We start from the raw sequence: 11302 nt of genomic DNA on the forward strand, positions 1-11302 counted from the left end.
CCCCGGCGCGGCTCAGGTGAGCGCGGGTGCCTTCCGCCAGATCCTGCCGCGCAGGTCCATGCCGCGGATGACCTGGATCCGGTACGGCTCCAGCCGCAGGACGTGCAGCTTCGGGTCGGCCGGCGAGGTCCAGAAGTTCCCGAGGTCGTAGCCCGCTCCCCGCGGGCTGGTCCGGCGATACAGCTCCCAGACATGACGTCTGGTCTCGCCGTCGTCGACCCAGGCCGCGACGGCGTCGACGGCGACCGAGTTGTTGCCGCGCGACCAGTAGGAGAAGCTCGTGTGGGGATTGCCGGCCAGGTGGGCGGCCTTCACGGGGGTCCGGTAGGTGGCCAGCCAGCCGACGGGCTGGCCGTCGACGTTCTCCCAGACGGGGATGAGCACGCGGGTGCGCGGCCGGTTGGCGGCGTCGACCGTGACCATGGTGGAGTACACGATCGAGCCGACGTAGGCGTTGAACTCCTGCTCGATGTCGCTGAAGGCGATGGTCATCGGGCGCTTCCCTTCCTGAGTCCGAAGGCGCTGACCGCGGCGGCCAGGCCGGCCGCGACGAGCGGCACGACGAGGGCGGACCGGTAGGAGTCCGCGAGGTTCTGCGAGGTGACGATGACGGCGGTGGTGGCGGCCAGGCCGAGCGCGGCGCCGAACTGGAAGGAGGTGTAGAGCAGTCCGCCCGCCAGGCCCTGCTCGTTCTCGTCGACGCCGTCGGTGGCGACGATCGTCAGCGGGCCGTAGGCGAGCGCGAACGCCACACCGAGGATGATCATCGTGGGGAACATGGCGGCGTAGGTCCAGTCCATGCCGACCGGCAGGAACAGCGCGTACGACAGCACCGCGAGGAGCAGGCCGTACAGGATGACCTTGGCGTTGCCGAAGCGGTCGACCAGCCTGGGCGTCAACGTCGGCGCGAGGATGGCGTCGGCGCCGATCGCCAGCATGGCCAGGCTCGTCTCGAGCGACGTCCAGCCGCGCAGCTCCTGGAGGTAGAGCACGACGACGAACTGGAAGCCGAAGAACGAGGCCGAGAACAGCAGTCCCGCGAGGTTGGCGCGCACCAGCGGTCCGGAACGGAAGATGCCGAGCCGTACCAGAGGAGCGGGCGAGCGGCGCTCGACCACGACGAAGAGCGCGAACAGCGCCAGCCCGGCGGCTATCGTGGCCGCCGTGACGCCGGGGCCCACGTGGGTGGCGCGCTCGATGCCGACGACCAGCAGCATGATGGCGCCGGTGACCATGACCGCGCCCGCCAGGTCGACGCGCTGCCCCTTCTGCCGCCGCTGGTCGGCCTTCGGGATCAGCGGCACCGCCGCCACCAGGATGATCAGGGCGAGTACGGCGGGCGCGAACAGCACCCAGCGCCACTCGGCCTCGGCGAGCAGGCCGCCGAGCACCAGGCCGAGCGAGAAACCGCCGGCCGCGGTGCCCGAGTAGACCAGCAGCGCCTGGTTGCGCTGCCTGCCCTCCTCGAAGCTGGTCGTGATGATCGACAGGCCGGCGGGTGTCATGACCGCGGCGGCGACTCCCGCCACGAACCTCGCCGCGATCAGCATCCAGCCCTCGCTCGCCATCCCGCCGAGCGCGGAGACCACGAGGAAGACCGCGAGCCACGACAGGAACATCGCGCGCCGGCCGAACAGGTCGGCGGCCCGCCCGCCGAGCAGCATGAAACCGCCGTAGCCGAGCACGTAGGCGCTCATCACCCACTGCAGCTCGCCGGTGGACAGGCCGAGATCGGTCCTGATCGCGGGGAGGGCCACGTTGAGCATGGCGACGTTGATGCCCTCGAGGAAGATCGCGCCGCACAGGACGAGGAGCATTCCCCAGGCACGCGGTGTCATCCGGTCGAGCGGCGGTGATGAGACGGTGGCAGACACAGTGATCCCTCGGTATCGAAAGGTATGTCGGTTCTTTCTTGTAACCGAGAGCATCCTGCGTCACCATGAGGAACTGTGGAAGACGGCACTTCAAAGGCACCGAGTTACTCCTGCGAAACCATGGATGACGAGGTGATCCAGTGGGACACGCGGGCCGACTGCGAGGTCCGCCAGATCCTCGACCGGATCGCCGACAAGTGGTCGCTGCTGGTGATCGCGCTCCTGGAGCGCCGCACCATGCGCTTCACCGAGCTGCGCCGCCAGATCGACGGCGTGAGCCAGCGCATGCTGACGGTGACGCTGCGGCAGCTGGAGCGCGACGGCCTGGTCCGGCGGACCGTCCACCCCGTGGTGCCGCCGCGCGTCGACTACACGCTCACACCGCTCGGCGCCACGCTGCACGAGGCGATCAAGACGCTGGTCGTCTGGACGGAGGAGCACCAGCAGCACGTCGCGGCCGCGCGCTCGGCCTACGACGCCCGGGTCGCGGCCGAGGAGCAGCAGCTCAGCACCGGGATCGCGTAGATCGGATCTGTCGTAGCCGATCACTACCGTGGCCGCCATGACCCACGAGAGCGTGATCGCGATCTGGCGGCGGCTGCTGCACCCCGCCACGTCGTGGGTGCTGTTCGCCAACGGCACCTGCGTGATCCTGACGGAACCGGCCGACGACCTCGCCGAACAGGCCACGGAACTGCTGCGCGAGTACGGTCCCGTGCGGCCGGGGACGCCGGCGGGCGACTTCATCACCGTCGACCTGGACGACGCCCCCGGCTGGGCCGTGACGGGCCACCACCCCGACATCCTCACCTACGTCGCGGAGGACGAGCTCGAAGCCCGCGACGACCTCACCGTCGGCCTGTTCGGACGGGGCAAGCGTGGCCAGGACGGCCACGAGCTCGCGATCGCCCACATCGAGGACAGGCGCGCCTGCTGACCGGCGGGGCTCCGGTCACCAGTGGTGGTGTCCCGAGCCGACCTCGAAGGGCGCCCGGCCGGGCAGGCTGACCACCGCCGTCGTGTTCGGCGGCACCACGGCCGCCACGGCCAGCCGCCCGCCGTCCAGCGACCAGCGCGTCTCCGCCATGCCGTACGGCGTGCGCAGCTCCGCCTTCGCCCACGTCAGCCCGCCACCCGGCCGCGGCGCCACCAGCAGCCTGCGGTAGCCGGGCGCGGCGGGCGCCAGCCCCGCGACGGTCCTGTGCATCCAGTCGGCGACCGCGCCGAGCGCGTAGTGGTTGAAGGAGGTCATCTCCCCCGGGTTGACCGACCCGTCGGGCAGCATGCTGTCCCAGCGCTCCCAGACGCTGGTGGCCCCCATGGTCACCGGATACAGCCACGACGGGCACGCGCGCTGGGTCAGCAGCCGGTAGGCGGTCTCCAGGTGGCCCGTGTCGGCGAGCGCGTCGCACACCAGCGGCGTGCCGAGGAACCCGGTGGGGATCCGGTGGCCGTCCCGCTCGACGAGGGCGGCCAGCCGGGCGCCCGCCCGGACGCGCTGCGCCCCGGTGGGCAGCAGGCCGAAGCGGATGGCCAGCGCGTAACCGGTGGCCGAGTCGCCGAGGACCTGCCCGTCGGCGGTGACGAACTCCTCGGCGAAGGCGGCGCGCGCCGCGGCGGCGAGCGCGGTGTAGCGGTCGTGCTCGGCCTGGCGGTCGAGCACGTCGGCGGCCATGGCGACCAGGTCCGCCGAGCGGACGTGGTAGGCGGCGGCCACCAGCCGCTTCGGCGTCCTGCCCTCGCCGGGCCGGTCGGGTGGCGCCGACGGGTCCAGCCAGTCGCCGAACTGGCGGCCGGTGAGGTACTCCTCGCCGAGCGCCGCCACGTGGTCGACCCAGCGGCGCATGCTGTCGAACTGGTCCTGGAGGATGCCCGCGTCGCCGTACCTCTCGTACAGCGTCCAGGGCACGATGACCGCGGCGTCGCACCATCCGGCGGCCGCGAAGACCGCCTCGGGGCCGAACGGGTTGGGCACGACGACCGGCAGCGAGCCGTCCTCGCCCTGCTCGGCGGCCAGGTCGGCGAGCCAGGAGGTGAGCGGTCCCGCGCAGTCGTAGAGGAAGGCCGCGGTGGGGGCGAAGACCTGCAGGTCGCCGGTCCAGCCGAGCCGCTCGTCGCGCTGCGGGCAGTCGGTGGGCAGGTCGAGGAAGTTGCCGCGCATGCTCCACACGACGTTCTCGTGCAGGCGGTTGAGCAGCGGGTCGGAGCACTCGAACCAGCCGGTGCGCGCCATGTCGGTGTGGCAGACGACCGCGTGCGCCCCGGTGACCGGGCCCTCGATCGCGGCGTAGCGGAAGCCGTGGAAGGTGAAGCGCGGCTCCCACGTCTCCTCCCCGCCGCCGCGCAGGGTGTAGGTGTCGACGGCGGCGGCGGTGCGCAGCGGGCGGGTGCACAGCTCGCCGTCCTCCAGCACCTCGGCGTGCCTGAGGACGACCTGCTCGCCCGCGCGCCCTTCGGCCGTGATCCTGAGGCGGCCGACGAGGTTCTGGCCGAAGTCCACGACGGCGCCGTCGCTCCGGCCGCTCAGCGTCTCGACGCGGCGGACGGCCGGCCCCGTGGGCGCGGTCAGCGTGGCGAGGTCACGCTCGACGGCCAGGGCGGGCGTCCAGTCCTCGGTGTCGTGGCCGGGCCGCGACCAGCCGCGGCGCTCCCGTCCCGCGTCGTAGGACTCGCCGTCGTAGATGCCGCTGGAGACGATCGGCCCGCTCGCGGCCAGCCAGTGGGTGCCGGTCACCACGCGCTCGACCTCGTCGCCGGAGTGGACGAGCTCGAGCTGGGCCAGCAGCGCCACGCCGTCGCCGTAGGGGACGCCGGCGTCGGCGAAGCCGATGCGGCCGCTGTACCAGCCCTCGCCGAGCATCGCGCCGATCGCGTTGCGGCCCGGTCTGACCAGGCCGGTGACGTCGAAGGTCTGGTAGCGCAGCCGGTGACCGTAGCTGGTCCAGCCGGGCGCGAGCACGTCGGCGCCGACCCGCTGCCCGTTGAGCTCCACCTCGTAGACGCCGAGCGCGGTGACGTAGAGGCGGGCGCGGGTGAGGCCGGGCCGCGCGTCGAACTCGGCGCGCAGCAGGTCGCGGCCCTCTCCCGGGCTGACGAAGCGGGCCGACCAGTCGTGGGCGGACAGCAGGCCCGCCTCCACGGGCACCGGAGCGCTCCACGCCGACCAGCCGCCCGCGCCGCGCACCCGTACCCGTACGGTCACCCGTTCCCTCGACGCCAGCGGCTCGAACGGCCAGGGCACCAGCACCGACGCGTCCGACTCGACCACCACCCGCCGGCCACGCGCCTCGACCTCGTAGGCGGTCTGCCGCCACGGCCCGTCGGCCTCGGTCGTCCACGACAGCCGGGGGTCGGCGACGCCGATGCCGAGGAACGGCTCGCTCAACTGCTCGACACGCACCCGGGAAATCCTCATCCAAGCTCCTTACTTACAACTAAGTAAGTAATAATCTAGAATGCCGGACATGGCACAGAGAAGGGCATCGGGGCGACGCGAGGAAATCGCCGGAATCGCCGCGGAGATGTTCGCGAGAAGAGGCTTCAGAGGCACCGGCATGACTGAGATCGCGGCCCGCGTCGGCATCACCGAACCCGGCCTCCTCTACCACTTCCGCAACAAGGAGGGCCTGCTCAGAGCGGTCATCGAGTGGCGCGACTCGCGCAGCATGGACTACGCGCGCGAGGTGACCGCGCTCGGCGGCCTCGCCACCGTCCGCGAGATGCCCGCCTACGCCCACCGGAACAGCGCCGAACGCGGCCTGACCAAACTCTTCGCCGTGCTGCTCGCCGAGAACCTGGACGAGGGTGATCCCGCGCACGCGTTCTTCCGCGACCGCTACCGGGAAATGCGCGCGCTTCTCGCCGACGCGCTGGCGGTCGGCCAGGAGCGCGGCGAGATCAGGGCCGACGTCGTGCCCGCCCGCAAGGCGGCGGAGATCCTGGCCACCCTCGACGGTCTGGCCACCCAGTGGCTGCTCGACCCCGACGAGGTCGACCTCGTCGACGCCATCGAGTCCTACGCCAGGTCGCTGGAGCGCGACCTGGCGGCCGTGGGATCCGCCCTCGGCCAGTGAGAACGACGGGAGCGTTCATGCACCTCGATCCCCCGCTTGTCCACCTCTACGGCAGGCTCGCCGCGCACGCGGCCGAGCTGCCGCCCGCCACGCCCGGCGACCTCGACGAGGAGCGCCGCAGGTCCAACGCGACGATGCTGCTCATCGCGCCACCTCATGACCCGTCGCTCCTGGTGGAGGAACACCGGGTGCCGGTCGAGGGCGGGGCGATCACGGTGCGGCTGACCAGGCCGAAGGGTCTCGCCGAGCCGGCTCCGCTGCTGGTGTTCCTGCACGGCGGCGGCTGGTACAAGGGCGACCTCGACGCCGGCGAGGTCGAGTGCGGCCCCCTGGCGAGCCTGGTGCCGTGCGCGGTGGCGTCGGTGGACTACCGGCTGGCGCCCGAGCACCCCTACCCCCTGCCGCTGGAGGACTGCCTGGCCGCCTACCTGTGGCTGCTCGACCACGCGGGCGAGCTCGGGATCGACCCGCGCAGGGTCGCGCTCGGCGGCGCCTCGGCGGGCGCCAACCTGACGGCCGCGCTCTGCCTCCTGCTCAGGGACAGGGGGCTGCCGTTGCCGATCTTCCAGCAGCTCGACGCGCCCGCGCTCGACCTCACGCCCGAGGGCAACGACGCGGACGGCGGGCTCGGCGGCCTGACGAGCGCCGAGGTGCTCCGGTACGCCGCCTACTACCTGGGGGCCGACGGCGATCCGCGCGACCCCTACGTCTCGCCGCTGCACGCGCCCGACCTGTCCGGGCTCCCGCCCGCCGCCCTGGTGATCTCCGAGCACGACCCCCTGCGGGCGCACGGCGAGCGCTACCTGGCCAGGCTGCACGAGGCGGGCGTGGCGGCGGCGGCCGTACGGGTGCTCGCCCATCCGCACGGCGGCTGGATCGCGCCCGGCACCGTGACGTTCACGCTGGTGCACGAGATGCGGGCGGGGCTGCTCAGACGGGCGTTCGCGGGCACGCTGATCGCCCCCGTGTCCGGCTAGACCGGCGGCAGGGGAGGGACGGCCGTCGGTCCCTCCCCTGCGCCATCAGCACAGCCCCGCGCCGAACGGGAACAGCGGGTCGGCGCTCTCCTGCGGCACGTCAGGACGGCCCGCCTCCACCTCCGCCATCGAGCGGGGCAGCTGGAAGGGCAGGCGCCCCTTCGGCGTGGCACGTCCGAAGACGACGTCGAGCACCGCCTCGTCGCTCGCGCCGTAGACGGCCACCAGCGCGGCGGCCCGCTCGGCGATCTCCGGGATGACCGCGGGCCGGTCCAGGTTGATCACGACCACGGTCGGGACCGCGTCGAGCAGGGCCAGGATCTCGGCCAGCCGCTCGGCGGGGAAGTCCAGCCGGCCGCCGCGGAACATCGACTCGTACCAGGTGGAGCGCTTCTCGTAGGGCGCGTCGATCCGCAGCACCGCCAGGTCGGCGGCGCCCGGGTGCTCGGCCGTCTCCACGCCCCAGGCCGCGAGGCCGGTGGTGAACCCCTCGGCGTACACCTTCGGTGCCGCGCCGGCCCCAAGTGCCGGCAGCGGCCCCTTGAGCAGCGTCGCGGCGGCGCGTTGGGCGGCGGCGCCCTCCGCCCGGTAGACGGCGTTGCCGACGATCTCCTCGGCCGCGTCGGGATCCACGAAGGGATGGTCGAACAGGCCGAGGACGAACTTCTCGCGCAGCAGCCTGCGCACCGAGGCGTCGATCCGGTCCTCGGCGACCCTGCCGCTCCTGACCAGCTCGATCACCAGCTCGGTGCAGTGCTCGCCGCCGAGCTGGTCGGCACCCGCCTCGATGATCTTCAGGACGCGTTCCGGCGGGCTCAGGTGCTCCACACCCCACGCCCGCGCGGGGATCGGCTCGCCGAAGACCACCCGGTCGGTGACCAGCGTCCAGTCGGTGCAGACGATCCCGTCGAACCCGAGCTCCTCCCTGAGCAGCCCGGTGACGACCCCGCGGTTGAAGCCGAACCCCACCTCCTCGTACGGCGTGCCGACCGGCATGCCGTAGTAGGGCATGATCTGCGTGGCGCCCGCCGCCAGCGCGGCGCGGAACGGCTCCAGGTGATGCTCGAACCTGCCACCCGGATAGACCTGCTCGCGGCCGTTGGCGTAGTGCGGGTCGAGGCCGTCCTTCTGCGGGCCGCCGCCGGGGAAGTGCTTGACCATGGCCGCCACGCTGCGCGGACCGACCTCGGGCCCGCCGCGCAGGCCCTCCAGGTAGGCGGTGACCAGCCTGGAGGTGAGCGCGGCGTCCTCGCCGAACGTGCCGGAGATCCGCGACCAGCGCGGCTCGGTGGCCAGGTCGATCTGCGGGTGCAGGGCGACCCTGATGCCCACCGCGCAGTACTCCCTGCGCACGATGTCGGCGTACCGGCGCACCAGGGCGGGGTCGCCGATCGCGGCCAGGCCGAGCGGCTCGGGCCACTGCGAGAACGCGCCGGCGCTCATCGAGGCGGCCACGCTCTGGATGAAGGCGTGCCTGGGGTCGGTCGACAGCGTCACGGGGATGCCCAGCCTGGTCTCCCTGGCCCGCTGCTGCAGCTCGTTCTGCCACCTGGCGATGGTGCCCGCGGCGTGCGTGCCGTACAGGTTGAAGTGGGACATGTGCCGCTCGCCGACCATCTCCTCCAGCGAGGGGAAGTCGGCGCCGTCGGGATAGTCGCCGATGACCGCGAGCGTGTGGAACATCAGCCCGGCCTTCTCCTCCAGGGTCATCCTGGGCAGGAGGTCGGACACCCGATCCTCGACGGACAGGGCGGGGTCGCGATAACGCATCATCTGCTCCACAGCTCGTGCACCTCGGCCGCGTGGTCGGCGACCACGCGGCTGTTCTCGTCGAAAACCTGCGTCGGCCTGGTCGCGGCGGACCAGGCGGGCCATCCGGGGTCACCCGTCTCGGCGAAGCGCACCCATGCCTCGTGCATGGCGCGCGTCAGCGCGGCCGGCGTGTCGGGCCCGGTCATCAGTTGTGCCTCCGCCGTCGCCGTCGTGGCGAACACGAAGGGGATCTCCATCGCGTGCGCGGCCCCGAGCTCGTGCGACGGCGACCGCCAGGCGAACTCGTAGAGCCAGGTGCGCCCGGCGGGCCGGGCGTCGGCCAGCTTCCTGAGCGGGACGCGCAGCAGGTGGTCGGTGATCAGCAGGCCGAACGCCTCGCCGGGCGACAGCCGGGGGTGCAGCGCCCGGTACCCCCTGAACACCCGGCCGGGCACCCGCAGCTTCAGCAGCGCCAGGCGCACCATGACCGGCTTGAGCCGTGCCGCCAGGCCCGTCGGCACGAACCAGAGCCGGTACTCCTCGCTGGTGTGCCCGAAGATCACGGGCTTGTCGGGATCGAGGTCGCGCCCGGTCAGCAGTTCCCCGTCGAGCACCGGGCCGAAGCCCGGCCCGCCCGTCAGCGAGCCCTTGCGGGAGACCGCCACCTGCGCGTCGAGCAGTCGTTCGCGGTCGACCGCGGCGAAGGCCGCGGCCGTGGGCGGCACGCCGAGCAGCTTGGCGATCATCGCGGTGGTCTTCCTGGCGGCCGCGGGCGGGCCCACCGCGGGCGGGCCGCTCTGCACGATCGCCCGGCTGAACAGCCCCGCGACGGACGGCACGGTCAGCAGCGCGGCGATGTCGATGCCTCCCGCCGACTCGCCGAACAGCGTCACGTTGCCGGGGTCGCCGCCGAACGCCTCGATGTTGTCGCGCACCCACTCCAGCGCCGCCACCTGGTCGAGCAGGCCGCGGTTCTCCGGCGCGTCGGGGAAGCTGCCGAACCCCTCCACGCCCAGCCGGTAGTTGATCGACACCAGCACGACGCCGCTGCGGGCGAACGCGCCGCCGTCGTAGACGGGCACGGAGTTGGACCCGTTGCGGTTGGACCCGCCGTGCACCCACACCATGACGGGCCTGCGGCCCGACAGGCCGGGGGTCCAGACGTTGAGGTTGAGGCAGTCGTCGCCGTCGATGTGGATCTCGGGGAGGATCGTGTCGAGCGGCGGCGCGTAGGGGCGTTTGGGGGCGGTCGGGCCGTACTCCAGCGCGTCGCGCACCCCCTCCCACGAGGCGGGCGGCTCGGGCGCGCGGAAGCGCAGGTCGCCGAAGGGCGGCGCGGCGTACGGCACGCCGCGGAAGACCGCGACGCCGTCCTCCATCCGTCCCCGCAGCTTGCCGTACGTGGTGTCAACGATCATGCGCGTGCCTCGGTAGGTGGACGGGTATGTCCAGATCCTGGTGAAGCGGTGTCCCCGAGTCACTAGGCGCCGGCCGCCGCTTCCCGTCACCCTCTTGTGCCGCCGCACAATTCGTCAGCCGCAGCGCGAGCACCCCCGTGTACAGCGCCGTCACGTCCTCGGGACGCTCCAGCGACCTTCCGGTGAGCTGCTCGACCCGGTCCAGCCGGTTGCGGACGGTGTTGCGGTGGCAGTACAGGCGTCTGGCCAGGTCGGCGGTCGAGTCGCCGGTCCACAGCCACGCCTCGAGCGCCTCCAGCAGCCGCGTGGTGTCGCGCCGGCCCAGCAGCGGGCCCAGGATCGCGCCCGCCAGCCGTTCGGCCAGGTCGGGACTGGCGGCCAGCAGCGCGCCGACCGGCCGCGCGTCCACCGTCGCCACGCCCGTGACCCCCTCGGGCAGGCTGGCGCGCGCCAGCGTGGCCAGACGCAGCGCCGCCGCCGTCTCGGTCAGCCGCTCGTACGGCGGGCTGACCCCCACCCTGCCCCGCATCCCCGCCACCGAGCGGGCCGGCATCACGCCCACCTGGTCGTCGGCGCGCAGCCGCCACGCACACCCTCCCGGCATCGCCGTGCCAGGGTCGGCCACCACGCACACGTAGGGCCCCTTCGCGGGCAGGCCGAGCGCCTGCGCGCTGCCGTCGAGCGCCGTCCAGTCGTTCACCCTGCCCTCGATGAGCACGTCCAGCAGCACCAGCCGTTGCCGCTCGTCGTGCCTGGTCAGCTCGACCATGGTCTCTCTGTAGCTCTCGGTCACCGCCACCGAGTAGGCGTCGACGAGAGTCCAGATCGCGGTCATGGAGGTGGCCAGCGTGTCGACGGGATAGCCCGGGTGGGCGGTGGCCCGCTCCACCAGGCTCTCCCACAGCACCCTGAACCCGATCCGGTAGGCGTGGAGCAGCGCGCCGAGCGGGAAGCCCTGCGCCGCCCGCAGCCGCGCCGTCTCCCTCGACGCCCCCGTGCACGGCGCGCGCTGCTCGGCCAGGTCGGTGAGCTGGGCCAGCAGGTTGCGCCGGTTGTGCTCCTTGACCTCGGCCAGCAGGTCCCGGTCGAGAGCGGCGTAGGTCTCGTCCTCGGCCACGATCGCCGCGAAGATCTTCTCGGTCAGCTCGGGCACGTCCCGCAGCAGCTCGGTGGCGAGCCGCGCCAACGACGGGTAGGCCATGGCGGGG

10 protein-coding genes are annotated in these 11302 nt (G+C 72.7%); 4 read left to right on the forward strand and 6 right to left on the reverse strand.

The window, feature by feature from the left end:
• Window positions 1-12: 12 nt before the first annotated feature.
• Window positions 13-492, reverse strand: coding sequence for a pyridoxamine 5'-phosphate oxidase family protein (locus ABZX22_RS11785; RefSeq protein WP_354907698.1), 480 nt, complete (start codon window positions 490-492; stop codon window positions 13-15).
• Window positions 489-1838 carry an MFS transporter gene (locus ABZX22_RS11790; protein WP_354907699.1) on the reverse strand — a complete coding sequence of 450 codons (1350 nt, stop codon included), beginning with the start codon at window positions 1836-1838 and terminating at the stop codon, window positions 489-491. The genes ABZX22_RS11785 and ABZX22_RS11790 overlap by 4 nt, the downstream gene beginning before the upstream one ends.
• Window positions 1839-1994: 156 nt before the next feature.
• Here ABZX22_RS11790 and ABZX22_RS11795 point away from each other — a divergent pair, with 156 nt between their 5' ends.
• The gene (locus ABZX22_RS11795) at window positions 1995-2399 is read left to right on the forward strand and encodes a helix-turn-helix domain-containing protein (protein ID WP_354907700.1); all 405 of its coding nucleotides are present in this window, start codon (window positions 1995-1997) and stop codon (window positions 2397-2399) included.
• Between the two features lie 37 nt (window positions 2400-2436).
• The gene (locus ABZX22_RS11800; RefSeq protein WP_354907701.1) at window positions 2437-2811 is read left to right on the forward strand and encodes a hypothetical protein; all 375 of its coding nucleotides are present in this window, start codon (window positions 2437-2439) and stop codon (window positions 2809-2811) included.
• A 15-nt stretch (window positions 2812-2826) separates the two neighbouring features.
• On the opposite strand, the gene ABZX22_RS11805 is transcribed toward ABZX22_RS11800, so the two are convergent.
• Window positions 2827-5289 (reverse strand): glycoside hydrolase family 78 protein, encoded by a 2463-nt coding sequence (locus ABZX22_RS11805; protein WP_354907703.1) that lies wholly within the window; start codon window positions 5287-5289, stop codon window positions 2827-2829.
• Between the two features lie 106 nt (window positions 5290-5395).
• Between ABZX22_RS11805 and ABZX22_RS11810 the strand changes: the two genes are divergently transcribed.
• Together ABZX22_RS11810 and ABZX22_RS11815 are read left to right on the forward strand one after the other, a co-directional pair.
• Window positions 5396-5947, forward strand: coding sequence for a TetR/AcrR family transcriptional regulator (locus ABZX22_RS11810; RefSeq protein ID WP_354907949.1), 552 nt, complete (start codon window positions 5396-5398; stop codon window positions 5945-5947).
• A 17-nt stretch (window positions 5948-5964) separates the two neighbouring features.
• Complete coding sequence (locus ABZX22_RS11815) at window positions 5965-6924, forward strand: alpha/beta hydrolase (RefSeq protein ID WP_354907704.1); 960 nt, start codon at window positions 5965-5967, stop codon at window positions 6922-6924.
• Window positions 6925-6969: 45 nt separating this feature from the next.
• Here the strand turns inward: ABZX22_RS11815 and ABZX22_RS11820 are convergent, their stop codons facing one another.
• The 3 genes from ABZX22_RS11820 to ABZX22_RS11830 are packed head-to-tail and all read right to left on the reverse strand — an operon-like array spanning window position 6970 to window position 11295.
• The gene (locus ABZX22_RS11820) at window positions 6970-8697 is read right to left on the reverse strand and encodes a glycoside hydrolase family 3 N-terminal domain-containing protein (protein WP_354907951.1); all 1728 of its coding nucleotides are present in this window, start codon (window positions 8695-8697) and stop codon (window positions 6970-6972) included.
• Complete coding sequence (locus ABZX22_RS11825; protein ID WP_354907706.1) at window positions 8694-10094, reverse strand: carboxylesterase family protein; 1401 nt, start codon at window positions 10092-10094, stop codon at window positions 8694-8696. Before ABZX22_RS11825 ends, ABZX22_RS11820 begins: the two co-directional genes overlap by 4 nt.
• Entirely contained in the window at window positions 10084-11295 is a 1212-nt protein-coding gene (locus ABZX22_RS11830) for a helix-turn-helix domain-containing protein (RefSeq protein WP_354907707.1), read from the reverse strand. Before ABZX22_RS11830 ends, ABZX22_RS11825 begins: the two co-directional genes overlap by 11 nt.
• Window positions 11296-11302: the final 7 nt, after the last annotated feature.

It is taken from the genome of Nonomuraea sp. NPDC003804, from assembly GCF_040610675.1.
Lineage (GTDB): Bacteria > Actinomycetota > Actinomycetes > Streptosporangiales > Streptosporangiaceae > Nonomuraea.

What these genes read in the sequence shown, in the direction of transcription:
- ABZX22_RS11825 (WP_354907706.1), bottom strand. Translation starts at nt 10,094, where the DNA reads ATGATCGTTGACACCACGTACGGCAAGCTGCGGGGACGGATGGAGGAC.
- ABZX22_RS11795 (WP_354907700.1), top strand. Translation starts at nt 1,995, where the DNA reads ATGGATGACGAGGTGATCCAGTGGGACACGCGGGCCGACTGCGAGGTC.
- ABZX22_RS11785 (WP_354907698.1), bottom strand. Translation starts at nt 492, where the DNA reads ATGACCATCGCCTTCAGCGACATCGAGCAGGAGTTCAACGCCTACGTC.
- ABZX22_RS11790 (WP_354907699.1), bottom strand. Translation starts at nt 1,838, where the DNA reads ATGACACCGCGTGCCTGGGGAATGCTCCTCGTCCTGTGCGGCGCGATC.
- ABZX22_RS11805 (WP_354907703.1), bottom strand. Translation starts at nt 5,289, where the DNA reads ATGAGGATTTCCCGGGTGCGTGTCGAGCAGTTGAGCGAGCCGTTCCTC.
- ABZX22_RS11810 (WP_354907949.1), top strand. Translation starts at nt 5,396, where the DNA reads ATGTTCGCGAGAAGAGGCTTCAGAGGCACCGGCATGACTGAGATCGCG.
- ABZX22_RS11820 (WP_354907951.1), bottom strand. Translation starts at nt 8,697, where the DNA reads ATGATGCGTTATCGCGACCCCGCCCTGTCCGTCGAGGATCGGGTGTCC.
- ABZX22_RS11815 (WP_354907704.1), top strand. Translation starts at nt 5,965, where the DNA reads ATGCACCTCGATCCCCCGCTTGTCCACCTCTACGGCAGGCTCGCCGCG.
- ABZX22_RS11800 (WP_354907701.1), top strand. Translation starts at nt 2,437, where the DNA reads ATGACCCACGAGAGCGTGATCGCGATCTGGCGGCGGCTGCTGCACCCC.
- ABZX22_RS11830 (WP_354907707.1), bottom strand. Translation starts at nt 11,295, where the DNA reads ATGGCCTACCCGTCGTTGGCGCGGCTCGCCACCGAGCTGCTGCGGGAC.